The organism is Pseudomonas sp. St290 (assembly GCF_018325805.1).
GTDB classification, from domain to species: domain Bacteria; phylum Pseudomonadota; class Gammaproteobacteria; order Pseudomonadales; family Pseudomonadaceae; genus Aquipseudomonas; species Aquipseudomonas bijieensis.
Genome location: NZ_AP014703.1, coordinates 1,525,468 through 1,542,796, shown reverse-complemented (window position 1 = coordinate 1,542,796; position 17,329 = coordinate 1,525,468). Strand labels below are relative to the sequence as shown.

Annotated in this window: 16 protein-coding genes; 3 read left to right on the top strand and 13 right to left on the bottom strand. The window is 61.1% G+C overall.

From position 1 onward, the window contains the following. Positions 1–30: 30 nt before the first annotated feature. The 8 genes from PBDP_RS06735 to pcaR all read right to left on the bottom strand — a co-directional run bounded on the left by PBDP_RS06735 (position 31) and on the right by pcaR (position 8,290). Positions 31–1,326, bottom strand: a complete 1,296-nt coding sequence (locus PBDP_RS06735; RefSeq protein ID WP_109755792.1) for an MFS family transporter — start codon at positions 1,324–1,326, stop codon at positions 31–33. Positions 1,327–1,518: 192 nt separating this feature from the next. Next, positions 1,519–2,085: a protocatechuate 3,4-dioxygenase subunit alpha gene (gene pcaG, locus PBDP_RS06730; RefSeq protein WP_109755791.1), complete on the bottom strand. Its 567-nt coding sequence runs from the start codon at positions 2,083–2,085 to the stop codon at positions 1,519–1,521. Position 2,086: 1 nt separating this feature from the next. After that, positions 2,087–2,791 (bottom strand): protocatechuate 3,4-dioxygenase subunit beta, encoded by a 705-nt coding sequence (gene pcaH, locus PBDP_RS06725; protein WP_116831638.1) that lies wholly within the window; start codon positions 2,789–2,791, stop codon positions 2,087–2,089. Between the two features lie 37 nt (positions 2,792–2,828). After that, positions 2,829–4,034, bottom strand: a complete 1,206-nt coding sequence (gene pcaF, locus PBDP_RS06720; protein WP_178082503.1) for a 3-oxoadipyl-CoA thiolase — start codon at positions 4,032–4,034, stop codon at positions 2,829–2,831. After that, entirely contained in the window at positions 4,031–4,813 is a 783-nt protein-coding gene (locus PBDP_RS06715; protein ID WP_176689584.1) for a CoA-transferase subunit beta, read from the bottom strand. Before PBDP_RS06715 ends, pcaF begins: the two co-directional genes overlap by 4 nt. After that, a complete protein-coding gene (locus PBDP_RS06710) occupies positions 4,807–5,667 on the bottom strand; it encodes a CoA transferase subunit A (protein ID WP_109755787.1) in 861 nt (286 codons plus the stop codon). The genes PBDP_RS06715 and PBDP_RS06710 overlap by 7 nt, the downstream gene beginning before the upstream one ends. 293 nt (positions 5,668–5,960) lie before the next feature. Further along, a complete protein-coding gene (pcaK, locus tag PBDP_RS06705) occupies positions 5,961–7,307 on the bottom strand; it encodes a 4-hydroxybenzoate transporter PcaK (RefSeq protein ID WP_163855045.1) in 1,347 nt (448 codons plus the stop codon). 140 nt (positions 7,308–7,447) lie between these two features. Beyond that, positions 7,448–8,290: a pca regulon transcriptional regulator PcaR gene (gene pcaR, locus PBDP_RS06700; RefSeq protein ID WP_003184507.1), complete on the bottom strand. Its 843-nt coding sequence runs from the start codon at positions 8,288–8,290 to the stop codon at positions 7,448–7,450. 564 nt (positions 8,291–8,854) lie between these two features. Here pcaR and PBDP_RS06695 point away from each other — a divergent pair. Beyond that, positions 8,855–9,055 (top strand): hypothetical protein, encoded by a 201-nt coding sequence (locus tag PBDP_RS06695; RefSeq protein ID WP_003198635.1) that lies wholly within the window; start codon positions 8,855–8,857, stop codon positions 9,053–9,055. 365 nt (positions 9,056–9,420) lie between these two features. Next, positions 9,421–10,896, top strand: a complete 1,476-nt coding sequence (locus PBDP_RS06690; RefSeq protein ID WP_109755785.1) for an inorganic phosphate transporter — start codon at positions 9,421–9,423, stop codon at positions 10,894–10,896. Positions 10,897–11,150: 254 nt separating this feature from the next. Here PBDP_RS06690 and ccoM read toward each other — a convergent pair whose 3' ends face one another. The 3 genes from ccoM to PBDP_RS06680 all read right to left on the bottom strand — a co-directional run bounded on the left by ccoM (position 11,151) and on the right by PBDP_RS06680 (position 12,008). Further along, positions 11,151–11,267, bottom strand: a complete 117-nt coding sequence (ccoM, locus tag PBDP_RS30100) for a cytochrome c oxidase subunit CcoM (RefSeq protein ID WP_025212288.1) — start codon at positions 11,265–11,267, stop codon at positions 11,151–11,153. A 144-nt stretch (positions 11,268–11,411) separates the two neighbouring features. Then, positions 11,412–11,573, bottom strand: a complete 162-nt coding sequence (locus PBDP_RS06685; protein WP_003184513.1) for a hypothetical protein — start codon at positions 11,571–11,573, stop codon at positions 11,412–11,414. A 93-nt stretch (positions 11,574–11,666) separates the two neighbouring features. Next, a complete protein-coding gene (locus PBDP_RS06680; protein WP_109755784.1) occupies positions 11,667–12,008 on the bottom strand; it encodes an aspartate-semialdehyde dehydrogenase in 342 nt (113 codons plus the stop codon). 229 nt (positions 12,009–12,237) lie between these two features. Here PBDP_RS06680 and rapA point away from each other — a divergent pair, with 229 nt between their 5' ends. Then, entirely contained in the window at positions 12,238–15,084 is a 2,847-nt protein-coding gene (gene rapA, locus PBDP_RS06675) for an RNA polymerase-associated protein RapA (RefSeq protein ID WP_109755783.1), read from the top strand. 245 nt (positions 15,085–15,329) lie between these two features. Here rapA and PBDP_RS06670 read toward each other — a convergent pair whose 3' ends face one another. Together PBDP_RS06670 and PBDP_RS06665 are read right to left on the bottom strand one after the other, a co-directional pair. Continuing rightward, positions 15,330–16,172, bottom strand: a complete 843-nt coding sequence (locus PBDP_RS06670) for a cache domain-containing protein (protein ID WP_109755782.1) — start codon at positions 16,170–16,172, stop codon at positions 15,330–15,332. 247 nt (positions 16,173–16,419) lie between these two features. Then, a complete protein-coding gene (locus PBDP_RS06665) occupies positions 16,420–17,295 on the bottom strand; it encodes an ATPase (RefSeq protein ID WP_109755781.1) in 876 nt (291 codons plus the stop codon). Positions 17,296–17,329: the final 34 nt, after the last annotated feature.

Here is a 17,329-nt window from a genome sequence, read left to right as displayed (position 1 = left end):
GCGCCGGCCTCAAGGGCCGGCGCAGTTGAGTCAAAGGTCGTGATGCAAGTATGCCGGTTGCTTGGGCAGACGCAGGCTGAACAGGAACGCCACCACCATCATCACCGTGACATACCAGTAAAAGGCGTTCTCCATGCCCTGTGCCTTCAGGCTCAAGGCGACGTACTCGGCCGAGCCGCCAAAAATCGCATTGGCCACCGCGTACGCCAACCCTACTCCCAGCGCCCGCACTTCAGGGGGAAACATTTCCGCTTTCACCAGGCCACTGATCGACGTGTAGAAACTGACGATCGCCAGCGCCAACGTGATCAGGACGAACGCCAGGAACGGGCTGCTGATGCTTTTGAGGGTCAGCAGGATCGGCACCGTGCACAACGCCCCCAGGCCACCGAACCAGAGCATGGAATTACGCCGGCCGATCTTGTCCGCCAGCATGCCGAACAGCGGCTGCATGCACATATAGAGGAACAACGCACCAGTCATGATGTAGCTGGCGGTCTTGGCGTGCAGGCCGGCGGTGTTCACCAGGTATTTCTGCATGTAGGTGGTGAAGGTATAGAAAATCAGCGAGCCGCCAGCGGTGTAGCCCAGCACGGTGATGAACGCGGCCTTGTGGTCGCGAAACAGCGCCGCGATGCTGCCGGCGTCCTTGTTCTCGCGCATTTCCTTGCTGCTGGTTTCCTTCAGTGAGCGCCGCAGGAACAGGGAGATCAACGCAGCCAGGGCGCCCACCACGAACGGGATCCGCCAGCCATAGGCGCGCAGTTCGTCCTCGTTGAGAAACTGCTGCAGGATCACCACCAACGACACCGCCAGCAGTTGCCCGCCGATCAGCGTCACGTACTGGAACGAAGCAAAAAAACCACGCTGGCCCTTAAGGGCGACTTCGCTCATGTAAGTAGCGGTGGTGCCGTACTCGCCACCCACCGACAAGCCTTGTAACAGGCGTGCGAACAACAGCAGCACCGGCGCCCAGACGCCGATGTCTTTATAGGTGGGCAGGCACGCGATGAGCAACGAGCCGAAGCACATCATCAGCACCGAAATCATCATCGAATTCTTGCGCCCGTGACGGTCCGCCACCCGGCCGAAAATCCAGCCACCGATGGGTCGCATCAGGAACCCGGCGGCGAACACACCTGCCGTGTTGACCAGTTGCACCGTGGGGTTGTCCGACGGAAAAAACGCCGGCGCGAAATAAATCGCACAAAACGCATAGACATAGAAGTCGAACCATTCGACCAGGTTGCCGGATGAGGCACCGACGATGGCGAAGATGCGCTTGCTGCGTTCTTCACCGGTGTAGTGGCTGATTGGGATGGTCATGGGCTATTCACTCGTTGGGGACTGGACAGAGTCTAGACACACTTCGTAACAGTCCCGTTCCACAGTATTGCATTGCCTGTGCCGCCGCCATGTGGGAGCGAGCCTGCTCGCGATGAGGGCGGCACATTCAATAATGGATGCAAGCTGACCCACCGCTATCGCGAGCAGGCTCGCTCCCACAGGTGTAATCACTCAATAATCGAAGAACACCGTCTCGGCATCCGTGCCCTGCAGGATCACGTTCCACTGATACACGCCCGAGGCATCGGGTTTGCTCACAATGGTGGCACGACGTTCCTCGGGCACGCAGGCCAACAGCGGGTCGGTTTCGTTGGTCGGCTCGCCATCGAAGTAGATGCGCGTCAGCAAATGCTTGACCAACCCGCGGGCGAACACCAGCACTACCAGGTGCGGTGCCTGGGTCGTGCCGCTCAACCCTGGCACTGTGCCTGGCTTGATGGTGGTGAAGCGAAAGCGCCCTTCAGCGTCCACCGGCACCCGACCGAAGCCTTCGAAATGCGGGTCCAGGGGCTTGTCCTGGTCGTCTTCGGGGTGGGCGTATTTACCGGCGGCGTTGGCCTGCCAGACTTCCAGCATGGCGTCGTTGACGAATTCACCATTGCCGTCGACCACCTGCCCGGTGATCGCCACGCGTTGGCCAAGGGTTTGGGCAACAGTCAGGTCTTCACGGTTCAGCCAGGTCAGGCCGATATGGTAGTAAGGGCCAACGGTGTGGGATGTGGTGGCGGTGAGCGTCATCTTATTTCTCCATCGGCGTGGCATCGCGGCCGCGCAAGACGATGTCCCAGCGGTAACCGAGGGCGTAGTGAGGGACGGTTTTTTCCAGGTCGAAACTGGCGATCAGGCGTTCCTTGGCGCTGGTGTCCGGCACGCAGTTATAGATCGGGTCGTAGGCCAGCAACGGATCGCCGGGGAAATACATCTGCGTCACCAGGCGCGTCAGAATGCTCGGCCCGAACAGTGAGAAATGGATATGCGCCGGGCGCCAGGCATTATGGTGGTTGCCCCACGGATAAGCACCGGGCTTGATGGTCTGGAACTGATACCAACCGTCGGCGTCGGTAATGGTGCGACCGGTGCCGGTGAAGTTCGGGTCCAGCGGCGCGTCATGGTTGTCACGGTCATGGTTGTAGCGACCGGCGGCGTTGGCCTGCCAGATCTCCACGAGAATGCCCGGCACCGGCTGGCCGTGCTCATCCAGCACCCGTCCGTGAATGATGATCCGTTCCCCCAACGGCTCGCCGGCATGCTGGGCGGTCAGGTCGTTGTCCTTCTCCTGCACGCGGTCGGCGCCTATGGTCGGACCGGTGATTTCCGACAGCGAGTGAGGCAGATACACCAACGGCTTGGATGGCGAGCGCAGGTTGGTGGACTGGTACGGCGGGTGCAGATACTCCGGCTGGGTGCCCGCTTGAGGGCGACGATAACCAGGCTTGTCAGTCATGTAGCATTCCTCGGTTTCTTATTAGTAGAACGACGCGTCAGACGCGTTCGATTGCCAATGCCAGACCCTGGCCGACGCCGACGCACATGGTCGCCAGGCCTTTCTTGCCACCGGTCTTTTCCAAGTGGTGCAGCGCCGTCATCACCAAGCGCGCCCCGCTCATGCCCAACGGATGGCCCAGGGCAATGGCGCCGCCGTTAGGGTTGACCTGCGGCGCATCGTCCGCCAGCCCCAGTTCGCGCAGCACCGCCAGGCCCTGGCTGGCGAAGGCTTCATTGAGTTCGATCACATCGAAATCGGCGACCGCCAGGCCCAGGCGCTCAGTGAGCTTGCGCACCGCCGGCACCGGGCCGATGCCCATCACCCGTGGCGCCACGCCGGCACTGGCCATGCCCAGCACTTTGCCCCGTGGCGTCAGGCCGTGTTTCTTCACCGCTTCGGCCGACGCCAGGATCAACGCCGCCGCGCCATCGTTCACACCCGAGGCGTTGCCGGCAGTGACGGTCTTGTCCGGGCCATTGACCGGTTTGAGTTTGCTCAAGGTTTCCAGCGTGGTGTCAGCGCGAGGGTGCTCGTCCTGCTCGACCACGGTTTCGCCTTTCTTATGAGCAATGCGCACCGCAACGATTTCCTCGGCGAAAAATCCTGCGGCCTGGGCCGCTGCCGTGCGTTGTTGGCTGCGCAGGGCGAAAGCATCCTGGTCGGCGCGCGACACGGCGTAATCGTCGGCCACGTTGTCCGCCGTCTGTGGCATCGCGTCCACACCGTACTGGGCTTTCATCAATGGGTTGATGAAGCGCCAGCCGATGGTGGTGTCTTCCAGTTTCATGTTGCGCGAGAACGCCGAGTCGGCCTTGCCCATCACGAACGGTGCGCGGGACATCGACTCCACGCCGCCAGCGATGGCCAAATCCATTTCACCGCTGGCAATGGCGCGAAACGCCGTGCCGACGGCGTCCATGCCCGAGGCACAGAGGCGGTTGAGGGTCACCCCGGGAATGCTCTCTGGCAGGCCTGCCAGCAACAGCGCCATGCGCGCCACGTTGCGGTTGTCTTCACCCGCCTGGTTGGCGCAGCCCAGGAACACCTCGTCCACCGAGCTCCAGTCCACCGATGGGTTGCGCTCCATCAGCGCCTTGATCGGCACGGCCGCCAGGTCATCGGCGCGCACGGCGGACAAGCCGCCGCCAAACCGGCCGATGGGGGTTCGAATCGCATCACAGATATACACGTCGCGCATCAGGCTTCTCCCGGTGCCTGGCCGTGGGCCGCCGCGGTACGAGCTTCAAGATCGCGCAATGCGCGCAACTCCACCTCGGTCGGTTCGGCGGTGGTTTGCACCTGGTCGGCGAAACGGATCGCCCACCCGGTGGCGGCAATGACTTGCTCGCGGGTCACGCCGGGGTGCAGCGCGGTGACCACGAACTCATGGCTGCCGGCTTCCGGCTCCATGATGCACAGGTCGGTGATGATGCCCACGGGACCGGCACCTGGCAGGCCCAAGCGCTTGCGCGAATCGCCACCCTCGCCATGACCGACCGAGGTGATGAAGTCCAGCTTGTCGACAAACGAACGTGCCGACTGCTTGAGGATGATCAACACGCTCTTGGCCGAACCGGCGATTTCCGGTGCGCCACCAGCACCCGGCAGGCGGACTTTCGGCTGATGATAGTCGCCCACCACCGTGGTGTTGATGTTGCCGAAGCGGTCGACCTGGGCAGCGCCGAGGAAACCGACGTCAATACGCCCGCCCTGCAACCAGTAGCGGAAAATCTCCCCGGTCGGGACGACGGTATCGGCGGTTTCCGCCAGCTCACCGTCGCCAATGGACAACGGCAGCACGCTGGGCTTGGCACCGATCGGACCGGACTCGTAGATCAGTACTACATCCGGCGACGAGGTCAGCCGCGCCAGGTTGGCCGCTTTCGACGGCAGGCCGATGCCAACGAAGCATACGGCGTTGTTCTGCAAGCGACGCGCCGCGGCGACGGTCATCATTTCATTGGTGGAGTAAGTCATGATTTCACCTGCGAAGCGGCTGCCAGTCTGGCCTGGAACTCACTGAAATCCTTGGTGCCATGGATGTATTCATCGATCCATGCAGTAAACGTCTCACGATCCCGGGCGATCGGATCCCACGCCTGGTAGAAACGATTGTCACGTTCGGTGTAGCCATGGGCGTAGGACGGATGGGCCCCGCCCGGTACCAGGCACACGGCGCTCAACGCCCAGGTCGGCAGGACACAGGCGTTCATCGGCGCATTCAGGTCGTCGACGATCTCTTCCACGGTGACGATGCAACGCTTGGCGGCCAGGGCGGCTTCTTTCTGCACGCCGAGAATGCCCCACAGCAACACATTGCCCTTGCGGTCGGCTTTCTGGGCGTGGATCACCGTGATGTCCGGGCGCACCGAAGGTACAGCGGCCAGGACTTCACCGGTGAAGGGACAGGTCACGCTCTTGATCAACGGGTTGACCTTCGGCAGGTCGGAGCCGGCGTAGGCCCGCAACACCGCGAACGGCAGGCCGGAGGCGCCAGCGACGTAGGCGTTGGCCAGGTCGGCATGGCTGTGTTCCTCGATCTCCAGCGGGTGCGGCCATTGTTTCTCCACTGCATCGCGCAGGCGGTGCAACGACCCGACGCCAGGGTTGCCGCCCCAGGAAAAAATCAACTTGCGAGCACAGCCGGCGCCGATCAACTGGTCGTAGATCAGGTCAGGCGTCATGCGCACCAGGGTCAGGTCTTTCTTGCCCTGACGAATGATTTCATGACCCGCCGCCGTCGGAATCAGATGAGTGAAGCCTTCGAGCGCGACGGTATCGCCGTCGTTGACGAATTGCTTCACCGCGTCGTGCAGCGAAAGGATTTCAGCCATGGGGCAGGCTCCCGTTTTCCAGTAGACCGACATGAAGAAAAAGGCGCGAGGTTAGGCGCCGGAGTGACTGAAGATTAAGCTGCGGGAAAAGGTCGAACAATCCGATAATCGACTGAGTGTTCGTTTATCGAACAGATTGTTGTTTGGCTATCGATTTTTTCAGACACTCCGATCCTTGTGGGAGCGAGCCGGCTCGCGATAGCGGTGTGTCAGCCACCGCATGTGGGGCTGACCCGACGTTTCGCGAGCAGGCTCGCTCCCACAGATCCATCACAGGACTCATAGTCCTTGGATCAGGTCGCATCCGCATGACTGACCATGCCCTTGATCACCACCGCCGTGGTGGCCAGGGCCGCCGGGATCACCAAGGCAGTCAGGACCTGTTCGAAATTCCAGCCCAGGCCCAGCAGGGTCGCGCCCATCCAGGCGCCGAGGATCGCGCCGAAACGACCGATACCCAGCATCCACGACACACCGGTGGCACGGCCCTGGGTCGGGTAGAAACGCGCGGCCAGGGATGGCATCGCCGATTGCGCGCCGTTGACACACATGCCCGCCACCAGCACTAGCGTGGCGAGCAAGGTGATGTTGCCCAGGCTCTGTCCCACCGCGTAGGCAAACAACCCGGCCATCAGATAGAAAAGGCCGATGACCTTGTGCGGATTGAACCGGTCCATCGCCCAACCCACTCCAACGGCGCTCAATACGCCGCCGAACTGGAACAACGCACCGATAAACGCGGCCTGTTCCATGCTCGCGCCGCTGTCGCGCATCAGGGTCGGCAACCAACTGGTCAACAGGTAGACGATCACCAGGCCCATGAAATAGGTCAGCCACAGCAATAACGTACCGACGCTGTAGGTGCCGGAGAAAATCACCGCGAGCACGTTGCGGGCCTTCACAGTTTTCTGTTCCGGCACACTGAAGCTCGCCGCTTGGGCGACGATGGCCGGATCGATCGGCGCCAAGGTCTTGCGCACTTTGTCGCTGCCGCGATTGCGCACCACCAGGTAACGCGCCGACTCCGGCAGCCACAACAGCAGGACGACCGTCAGGATCAATGGCAGGATCCCGCCGATCAGCAACAGGCTGTGCCAGCCGAACGCCGGGATCAGCTTGGCGGAGATGAACCCGCCGCCGGCCATGCCCAGGTTGAAGCCGCAGAACATGCTGGTCACCAACAGGGATTTCTTGCGCTCCGGGGTGTATTCCGAGAGCAAGGTGGTAGCGTTCGGCATCCCGGCGCCTAATCCCAGGCCAGTGAGGAAGCGCAACACCAACAATTGATCGACGCTGGTGCTGTAGGCCGACGCCAGGCTGAATGCGCCAAACAGCAGGACCGCGCCCACCAATACGACTTTTCGCCCGAAGCGGTCAGCCAATGGCCCGGAACCTAGCGCGCCGAAGACCATGCCAATCAGCGCGGCACTCATCACCGGGCCAAGGCTGGCGCGATCGATCCCCCAATCCTGGGACAGGGCCGGGGCGATGAAACCCATGGCCGCCGTATCGAGGCCGTCGAGGAAGACAATCAGGAAACAGAGAATCACCACCCGCCATTGGTAGCGCGAAATGGGCTGGGCATTGATGAAGGACTGCACATCGAGGCAGGAGCCTACGGAGGTCTGGGGCTGGTTCATTTTATTTTTATTCCACGCAAGAAACGCAGGCGAACGGACAGAGACCGGCGAAACTCGCCGGATGACGCTGCGCGACATTAATGAGGCCAGGCAAAGACCGTCAATTCATCGCCGCTGACTGTGTGCGTTTATCGAACAGCTTAAGTGAACAGCTGCGCGCTCAGGTCGCGACTGGCCCCCAACAGACCGGGCAGGAAGCGTTGTTCCAACTCATTGCGGCTGACCCGTCCGGCGTGGGTACTGACATTCAGTGCCGCTACCACCTGGCCGGAAGCGTCGTAGACCGGCACGGCAATCGAACGCAGGCCCTGCTCCAGTTCCTGGTCAACGATGCACCAGCCCTGCTGCCGTACCTGTTGCAGGCACTCAAGCAACGCTTCGGGGGTGTGCAAGGTCCGGCTGGTCTTGGCTTGCAGGTCGGCGTGGTCGAGGTAGTCACGCAACGATGCATCATCCAGGGCGGCCAGGAGAATCCTGCCCATTGAAGTGCAATAGGCTGGCAGACGCCCGCCAACCGATAGATCGACCGAAATCAGGCGCTGGGTAGTGGCGGACCGGGCGATATAGAGGATGTCGTCGCCTTCGAGCGTCGCCATGTTGCAGGCTTCGTGCAGTTGCTCGCTCATGCGGTCCAGATACGGCTGGGCGGAAACGGCCAGGGGCGTCGAGGACAGATAGGCGTGCCCCAGGGTCAGCACTTTGGGCAGCAGCGAATAGGTGCGCCCGTCCGTGGTGGCGTAGCCAAGCTTGATCAAGGTATGCAGGCAACGCCGGACGGCGGCGCGAGGAATTTCCGTGCGGTGGCTGATCTGGGCGATCGTCAGGTGCCGCTTGCGCTCCTGGAAGGCCTGGACTACGGCCAACCCGCGGGCCAGGGACGTCATGAAGTCGGGATCACCGGTCAGGGCCTGGATCCGTTTGGCCGGCGAGGCGACGATCGGTGGCGCGACTGAAGTGAAGGCATTGCGCAATTGGTCGTTCATGTCTGGTCCTTCCCCGGGAATGACGGCTATTACAAGCGGCTGCCTGACGGATCGACAAGGGCCAGACCGCCAACAGCGTTCGATTATCGAACCGACGACCGATAATCGCAATCCTGTCGCCAGCCGGCGAACTCGCGATAACAAGTTGAGCGACAGTGGCAGCGGTTTGAGGTGAAGAATGCGGGCGATATTGAACTTGTCGCCTTGAACGGTATCAGGATACCGGCACTCGCCAGCATCTTCTGAAACCTCATTGACACAAGTTTGGACATACAAACATCGACTCACAAAACAGCAGGCCCTTTAAATTTTTCCCGATAGTGTTATTCAGCTAGACCGCTATAATGCAATTCAGCGACGGTGCGGCCAATCGACCGCTCCCATACGCAGGCGCCGTGGTTGATACCGTGGTGCCCGAAGCATCTTCAAGGATCGCTTCCCCTGTATTGGCAACAACACGAAGCCCTGATGCTACGTCAGCTGTCAGCTCTGGTGCCGTGGCCGTCTGCATGTCTACATGCAGTGCGTATCACCAGATTCAATTTCAATTAATTAGGTAGAACTGTGACGAAAGACGAACTGCGCGCGGAACTTGAGCGCCAGGAACAACGTTACAAGGAAGTTTACGGCGGGGAAATCACCACCTACGCCGCGCAACCTGAACCGGAACGCAAACCCTGGCGTAAGCGCGCCACCGTTCAGGACCAGGCCTTCACCCAGGAACTCCAGAAGATGGAAAAAGAACTCAAAGCCGAAGAGCAGTGACGCTCTGGGCCAGATGTTCTTGTGAAGAGGTCTCCGGTCGCCACCCAGGCTGGAAACCGTAGTGCACGCCCGCCATGAGCGGGCCGCCATCCTTTCCCCGCCCGACGGCTGGGAAGCGTCTATGGCCGACCTTCTTTCAGATATTTCTACAACCGCGTGAGGCGCTCGTCAGCTTGCGACGATCCTGTTCGGGTGCGCTTTGCGCCCCTGAATCAAAGGGTTACGTACCCCGCGGAAAACCTGGCACCAGAGGCTTTCCTACAAATTATTTCGTTGAAGAATGTTACCGATGAGCAGGCAATGCATCGATTGCCAAGGTTTTCTGGCATAATCGCGCCCCCTTACGACCGGGTCAGAAAACCTTCATGATCGATTTATTCAGCGGACTGGATGCTTGGGTGCTTGTGAGCCTCTTGCTCGCCCTGGCTTTTGTCCTCGCCTTCGAGTTCATCAACGGCTTTCATGACACCGCTAACGCGGTTGCCACTGTTATCTACACCAAAGCCATGCCGCCCCATCTGGCGGTGTTCTTTTCCGGTGTGTTCAATTTCCTCGGTGTACTGCTGGGCGGCGTGGGGGTGGCGTACGCCATCGTTCACCTGCTGCCCGTGGAGCTGCTGATCAATGTGAACACCGGACACGGGCTGGCCATGGTGTTTTCGCTGCTCGCAGCGGCCATCACCTGGAACCTGGGCACCTGGTACTTCGGTATCCCGGCGTCCAGCTCCCATACCTTGATCGGCTCGATCCTCGGCGTGGGCCTGGCCAACGCGTTGATCAACGATATCCCGTTGGCCGACGGGGTAAACTGGCAGAAGGCGATCGATATCGGCGCCTCCCTGGTGTTCTCGCCCATGGCCGGCTTCCTGATCGCCGCCCTGGTGCTGATCGGCCTGAAGTGGTGGCGTCCGCTGTCGAAGATGCACAAGACGCCTGAGCAGCGCCGCAAGATCGACGACAAGAAACACCCGCCGTTCTGGAACCGCCTGGTGCTGGTGATCTCGGCCATGGCCGTCAGCTTTGTCCACGGCTCCAACGATGGTCAAAAAGGTATCGGCTTGATCATGCTGGTGCTGATCGGCATCGTGCCTTCGCAGTTCGTCCTCGACCTGAGCAGCACCACCTATCAGATCGAACGGACCCGCGATGCGACCTTGCACCTGAGCCAGTTCTACCAGCGCAACAGCGAATCCCTGGGGGAATTCCTGGCTCTGGGTAAAAGCGTGGAAGGCGATCTGCCGGAGAAATTCCGCTGCAACCCGCAACAGACCGAACCCACCATCGACGCGCTGCTCAGCACCCTCAAAGGTGTGGCGGACTACCATTCGCTGCCGTCAGAAAGCCGTATCGAAGTACGTCGCTACCTGCTCTGCCTGGATGACACGGCGAAGAAGGTCGGCAAGTTGCCTGGCTTGGCCGCCCGTGAAAAAGACGACCTGAACAAGCTGCGCAAGGACCTGACCGGTACCACCGAATACGCCCCGTTCTGGGTGATCCTGGCGGTCGCCCTGGCGCTGGGCCTGGGTACCATGGTCGGCTGGAAGCGTGTGGTGCTCACCATCGGTGAGAAGATCGGCAAACAAGGCATGACCTACGCCCAGGGTATGTCGGCCCAGATCACCACCGCGTGCATGATTGGCATGGCGAACATCTTCAGCCTGCCGGTCTCCACCACTCACGTACTGTCCTCGGGCGTGGCCGGCACCATGGTCGCGAACAAGAGCGGCCTGCAAGGTGGCACTGTGCGCAACATCCTGCTGGCCTGGGTATTGACCCTGCCGGCAACGGTGGCGCTGTCGGCCGGGTTGTTCTGGCTGGCGTCCAAGGCCTTGGGTAGCTGATTCCCGCGGCTTACAAAAAAGGTGCGATCCTTGCGGATCGCACCTTTTTTTATGCCCAAAACCACCACTTTCCTTGTGGGAGCGGGCTTGCTCGCGAAGGCGTTGGGTCAGCTACCTGTACAGTGGTTGACACACCGTTTTCGCGAGCAAGCCCGCTCCCACAGGAGTTCGGTGTAGGCCTGAAAAATCGCCAAAAAAAAAGGGCGACCGAAGTCGCCCAAAATGCCTTGCGTGCTCGTTGCCGCTGGAAAGACCTACGGCTTTTTGCGCTTGTGCGCGTCTTTCCAGATGAATAATCCAAAGCCTGCGAAAAATACGAACATGAGGCCGACCGTCAACACCCCGGCAAACACCACATTATCGAAAAACATGACTGACCTCCTGGTCTTGCCCCTGTTGCGATGGGTTCAAGTTAACCAATCAGGCCTGGATGAAAATTGACCGGGGTCAATAACGCCCGCAACGGGGCGAAAAGGAGGGGCAATAACTGATCTGCATCAATGGATCGAGGGGGTTCAGCGCTTTTTCGGTTTGTTTTTCGGCTTTTTCTTGGGCTTGCCCAAAGGCATGGCCTGTTCGAAAGCCTGACGGACTTCGTTAAGGCGTTTTTCATTGAGGTCGTGAACGCGCTTGGCGCGCTCGGCACTGAGGTCGATCAGCTTGTCGTCTTGGCTCATGGCGTGTGGGCATCGTGCAGTGAATTGCGGTGTGCCCATGATGCGTGCTGTTGGCGGCGTTGACCAGCCTGTGCGGGAGGGCAAACGCCTGAATCAGATCTGGATATCGACCCACAGGCCCTGGCGGGACTCTTCGTCTATCAGCGGCACCACCGGCACGGTGTTGTCGGCATTGAGTTCGGTACCCGGTACGGCCAGATGTTCTTCAGGGTCTTGATCGGCCTCGCGGCGGCGCCTTTGGCGCTCCTGCTGGCGACGCTGTTCTTCGCGCAACAGCAGCGCGGCCTCTTCCGGGTCGCGATTTTGCAGGTCGATGGTGCTTTCGTTAGAGCTCTGCTGCACCGGGACCACGGGCGGTATGTCCGGTCGCTGGCGAACCGGATCCTGTTGAGCGGTGATGGGTACGGCGCTCAAAGGGAGCATGGGTGGCAACATAAAGGTCTCCTGTCTTCAGGTTGTCGGCTAGGATAGTGGCAGCTTGAACCGCCGGTCTGAAACTTGTGACCCTGTTGGCATTGCTGCAATCCCCGGGGCCGAGCTTGTTTGATCGCAGGGCAAGCTTAAGTTCCGTGTCGTCGGTAATGAATCAGCGTGCGTAAATCCTTTGGTCTGAAGGTTCCTTCCGTTAAGATAACCGGCTTTTTCAAGGCGGGAGTCAGGCAGCATGGCGCAGCAGTATCAACCGGGGCAACGCTGGATCAGTGACAGCGAAGCCGAGCTGGGTTTAGGCACCGTTCTGGCACAGGACGGCCGCTTGTTGACCGTGCTCTATCCGGCCACTGGCGACACTCGCCAGTACGCGCTACGGAATGCGCCGCTCACCCGTGTACGGTTTTCCCCGGGCGATGTGATCACTCACTTCGAAGGCTGGAAAATGACCGTGCGCGAAGTCGATGATGTCGATGGGCTGCTGGTCTACCACGGCCTCAATGGGCAGAACGAAGTCGTCACCCTGCCGGAAACCCAGCTCTCGAATTTCATCCAGTTCCGCCTGGCCAGCGACCGTCTGTTCGCCGGTCAGATCGACCCACTGGCCTGGTTCTCCCTGCGCTACCACACCCTGGAGCACACCAGTCGCCAGTTGCAGTCTTCGCTCTGGGGCCTGGGCGGCGTACGCGCACAGCCAATCGCCCACCAGTTGCACATTGCCCGTGAAGTGGCCGACCGCATCGCACCACGGGTGTTGCTGGCGGACGAAGTCGGCCTGGGCAAGACCATCGAAGCCGGCCTGGTGATCCACCGTCAACTGCTCTCCGGCCGTGCCAATCGCGTACTGATCCTGGTTCCGGAAAACCTCCAGCATCAGTGGCTGGTGGAAATGCGTCGGCGTTTCAACCTGCAAGTCGCGCTGTTCGACGAAGAACGCTTCATCGAAAGCGATGCCAGCAACCCGTTCGAAGACACCCAGTTGGCCCTGGTGGCGCTGGAGTGGCTGGTGGACGACGAGAAGGCCCAGGACGCGCTGTTCGCCGCCGGCTGGGACCTGATGGTGGTCGACGAAGCTCACCATCTGGTTTGGCACGAAGACCAGGTCAGCCCGCAGTACGCCTTGGTCGAACAGCTCGCCGAGACGATCCCGGGCGTGCTGCTGCTGACCGCGACCCCGGAACAACTGGGCCAGGACAGCCACTTCGCCCGCCTGCGCCTGCTGGACCCCAATCGCTTCCATGACCTGAAGGCCTTCCGCGCCGAGAGCGAAAACTATCGCCCGGTGGCCGAAGCCGTGCAGGAATTACTGGACAAGGGCCGTCTCTCGCCCGAAGCCCACAAGACCATCCACGGCTTCCTGGGCAACGAAGGCGAAGCCTTGCTGACCGCCGTCAATGACGGCGATGTCGAAGCCAGTGCCCGCCTGGTGCGCGAATTGCTGGACCGCCACGGCACCGGCCGCGTGCTGTTCCGCAATACTCGCGCCGCGGTGCAGGGCTTCCCGGAGCGCAAGCTACACGCCTACCCGCTGCCCTGCCCGGACGAATACCTCGAGCTGCCGTTGGGCGATCATGCCGAGCTGTACCCGGAAGTCAGCTTCCAGGCCCAGCCGGACGCCAGCGAAGAAGAGCGCTGGTGGCGTTTCGACCCGCGGGTCGAGTGGCTGATCGACACCCTGAAAATGCTCAAGCGCACTAAAGTGCTGGTGATCTGCGCCCACGCCGAAACCGCCATGGACCTGGAAGACGCCCTGCGCGTGCGTTCCGGCATCCCGGCCACGGTGTTCCACGAAGGCATGAACATCCTGGAGCGCGACCGCGCGGCAGCCTATTTCGCCGACGAAGAATTCGGCGCCCAGGTGCTGATCTGCTCGGAAATCGGCAGTGAAGGCCGTAACTTCCAATTCGCCCATCATTTGGTGCTGTTCGACCTGCCGTCCCACCCGGACTTGCTGGAGCAGCGCATCGGCCGTCTGGACCGGATCGGCCAGAAACACACCATCGAGCTGCATGTGCCGTACCTGGAAACCAGCCCGCAAGCGCGCTTGTTCCAGTGGTATCACGAAGCCCTGAATGCCTTCCTCAACACCTGCCCGACCGGTAACGCCTTGCAGCATCAGTTCGGCCCGCGCCTGCTGCCCTTGCTGGAAGAAGCCGACGATGGCCAGTGGCAAGCGCTGATCGACGAGGCCCGCGCCGAACGCGAGCGCCTGGAGGCTGAGCTGCACACCGGCCGCGACCGTTTGCTGGAGCTCAACTCCGGCGGCGCGGGTGAAGGCGATGCGCTGGTGGAAGCCATTCTCGAGCAGGACGACCAGTTCACCCTGCCGATCTACATGGAAACCCTGTTCGACGCGTTCGGCATCGACAGCGAGGACCACTCGGAAAACGCCCTGATCCTCAAGCCAAGTGAAAAGATGCTCGACGCCAGCTTCCCGCTGGGCGACGACGAAGGCGTGACCATCACCTACGACCGCAACCAGGCGCTGTCTCGCGAAGACATGCAATTCATCACCTGGGAGCATCCGATGGTGCAAGGCGGCATGGACCTGGTGTTGTCCGGCTCCATGGGCAACACCGCCGTGGCGCTGATCAAGAACAAGGCCCTCAAGCCTGGCACCGTGTTGCTGGAATTGCTCTACGTCAGTGAAGTGGTAGCCCCACGCTCACTGCAACTGGGCCGTTACCTGCCACCGGCCGCCCTGCGCTGCCTGCTGGACGCCAACGGCAACGACCTGGCCGCCCGGGTCTCGTTCGAAACCCTGAACGACCAGCTCGAAAGCGTGCCCCGTGCCAGCGCCAACAAGTTCATCCAGGCCCAGCGCGACCAACTGACGCCACGGATCAACGCCGGCGAAGAGAAAATCGCCCCGCGTCATGCCGAACGCGTGGCCGAGGCCCAGCGCCGCCTGGCCGCCGATACCGACGAGGAACTGGCGCGCCTGACCGCCCTGCAAGCGGTCAACCCGACCGTGCGCGACAGCGAACTGGTGGCCCTGCGCCAACAGCGTGAGCAGGGCCTGGCGATGCTTGAGAAGGCCGCGTTGCGCCTGGAGGCGATTCGGGTGTTGGTGGCGGGCTGATTGCCGCAGCAACCCGACAAAAGGCCCGCAGCGATGCGGGCCTTTTTTTGTGGAACCTGCCATACACAGAACTGTTTAGACCGGAGACATGATCACTGTGGCGAGGGGATTTATCCCCGCTGGGTTGCGCAGCAACCCTCTGCGTTCTAACTAATGATCGTGTTGGTTGATGGATTATGGGGCTGCTGCGCAGCCCAACGGGGATAAATCCCCTCGCCACAAATACACGCGCCTCGGTGCCAGCCTCAAGGACTGTAATACCCCACCGCCACCAGGAAATGCCCGACCTTCTTCAGGTACGCGTGCTTGTCCTCGACCTTGCCGGTCACCGGGTTCTTCCAGCGATATTCATACTCCCCCACGTCCTGCTTGCCGATCATGGCCAGGATCGGTTCCCCCACTGGCTTGCCATCGGGGTCCTTGACCTTGGCGAAGTCGGTATTGATCAATCGCAGGTTGGTGCCGTGGCCGACATAGCGCCGGGTATTGAGATCGACGACAAAGACATACAAGTCATCCTGCAGATAACCGCCCTTAAGGGAGTTAACCGCCGTCAGCGTGGCTTTTTCGTTTTTCAGTAAATCGCTCGAAGCCTTGTCCAGCAAGGCCCTGGCCTGCTCGGCAGAGGCCCGTGGCAGGTAGTAGCCGACGGCCAGGATTCGCTCGCCGACGCGTTGGAAATACACATGCTTGCGCTCGACCTTGCCATCCGCCCAGTTCTGCCAACGGTACTCGGCTTGCTGGATGCCACTGGCCTCGGGGGTTTTCAAGGCGTCCTTGAAGGCTTTGCGCAGATCCGGTCCCAACACTTCGGAAACGTCTCGCCCGATCAGCGCCGAGGAAGGCCCGCCGCTGGCGAGCATCACACCCTGGGTGTCCACCACGAAGACGTAGCGATCCTTGTCGACGAATTCCCCTTGGCGACTGAAGGCGGCAAAAGCTTTGTCGCCGTTGTCGTGGTAATAGGCCAAGGCTTTCTCCAGCAGCGCCCGGGCCGCCTGGCCGTCATCAGGTGTCGCTGCATGAGCCTGTGCCAACCCCAACACAAGCATTACCCCCAGCCAGGCCATCCTGCGAAAAAAACCCATATACGCGCCCCTCGTTCTTGTTGGTATTTCAAGAGCGTAGACGGCGTGGGGTGATGTACGAGTATTCAGGGGATTGCTGGGGGAAATCAGTGGATATGGACATTGACTGAGATGGCGCTATCGCGAGCAAGCTCGCTCCCACACTGGACCGCGTTGGTGGGAGCGAGCTTGCTCGCGATGGCGGTGGCACATTCACCCATGATGCCACTGGCCCTGCGCTATCGCAGGCACGCTCACTTTCACTGGCTCACTGAGCCCGAGCGTTGAGCTGCTGCTGCAAATGCTGGATCTGCGCTTGCAAAGTGTTGATGTTACGGGTGACCTGGCCGCGAAAGGCGTCGAACTCGGCGGTGTTGCCGCCCTTATCCTGCTGGCTCTTGAGCACGATCACGTCCTGTTCCAGACGGTCGATGGCAGAATTGGAGGTGGCTCTTTTCAGGGCGGTGATGTCGGCGCCGATGCTCTTGAGCTGGGCATCCAGGGCACCGCCCTCGCCCTGGCTTTTCAGGGCGGTAACTTCAGTCGCCAGCGTCTTGACCTGGGCCTGGAGCTCCTTGTTGGCCGCTTGCAGTTGAGTGTTGGTGTTCTGCTGTTCAGAGGCCTGGGCAATGAGCTGGGCCAGTTCCTTGTCCAGGTCGGCGGACGGGCCGAAGGTGGCTTGCTGTTGCTTGTACTGCTCCAGCAGTTTGCTGTCGAATTGCCTGCCCTGATCCTGCAGCTTGCTTTCCAACTGCTTGATCTGCAGTTTCAAGGCCTCACTGTCGCTCATCACATTGGACTGACCGGCGACGACCTTGCCGGAAAACTCCTGCAGGCGCCCCGCCGCATCTTCACTGATCCGGGCGAAGCTTTCCTGGGTAGCCACCAATTGCTGCTCCATCATGGAAATCTGCTGGAAGCTCCACCAGGCCAGGAAACCGAACGCACACAGCAGCGCGCCGACCAATGCCCACAGCGGCCCGGTGCTGGGACCCTTGACCTTGGCCGCAGCCACGGGCGCCGGGCGCGCTTGCACGTGGGGCTGGCGGTTGGGCAGGAAATCATCGTCATCGGGAATGTCGGCCCGCATCCGCAGGCTCGGTACATCATCGAAGTCGTCGTTGGCATCGTTACGCATGGGCATGGATTCAACCTTTGAGAAACCGGTGATGGCGTGA

Bases quoted from the DNA above. Each gene is read 5' to 3' on its own strand.
- PBDP_RS06735 (WP_109755792.1), bottom strand. From the start codon at position 1,326: ATGACCATCCCAATCAGCCACTACACCGGTGAAGAACGCAGCAAGCGC.
- pcaG (WP_109755791.1), bottom strand. From the start codon at position 2,085: ATGACGCTCACCGCCACCACATCCCACACCGTTGGCCCTTACTACCAT.
- pcaH (WP_116831638.1), bottom strand. From the start codon at position 2,791: ATGACTGACAAGCCTGGTTATCGTCGCCCTCAAGCGGGCACCCAGCCG.
- PBDP_RS06710 (WP_109755787.1), bottom strand. From the start codon at position 5,667: ATGGCTGAAATCCTTTCGCTGCACGACGCGGTGAAGCAATTCGTCAAC.
- pcaK (WP_163855045.1), bottom strand. From the start codon at position 7,307: ATGAACCAGCCCCAGACCTCCGTAGGCTCCTGCCTCGATGTGCAGTCC.
- pcaR (WP_003184507.1), bottom strand. From the start codon at position 8,290: ATGAACGACCAATTGCGCAATGCCTTCACTTCAGTCGCGCCACCGATC.
- PBDP_RS06690 (WP_109755785.1), top strand. From the start codon at position 9,421: ATGATCGATTTATTCAGCGGACTGGATGCTTGGGTGCTTGTGAGCCTC.
- ccoM (WP_025212288.1), bottom strand. From the start codon at position 11,267: ATGTTTTTCGATAATGTGGTGTTTGCCGGGGTGTTGACGGTCGGCCTC.
- PBDP_RS06685 (WP_003184513.1), bottom strand. From the start codon at position 11,573: ATGAGCCAAGACGACAAGCTGATCGACCTCAGTGCCGAGCGCGCCAAG.
- PBDP_RS06680 (WP_109755784.1), bottom strand. From the start codon at position 12,008: ATGTTGCCACCCATGCTCCCTTTGAGCGCCGTACCCATCACCGCTCAA.
- rapA (WP_109755783.1), top strand. From the start codon at position 12,238: ATGGCGCAGCAGTATCAACCGGGGCAACGCTGGATCAGTGACAGCGAA.
- PBDP_RS06670 (WP_109755782.1), bottom strand. From the start codon at position 16,172: ATGGGTTTTTTTCGCAGGATGGCCTGGCTGGGGGTAATGCTTGTGTTG.
- PBDP_RS06665 (WP_109755781.1), bottom strand. From the start codon at position 17,295: ATGCCCATGCGTAACGATGCCAACGACGACTTCGATGATGTACCGAGC.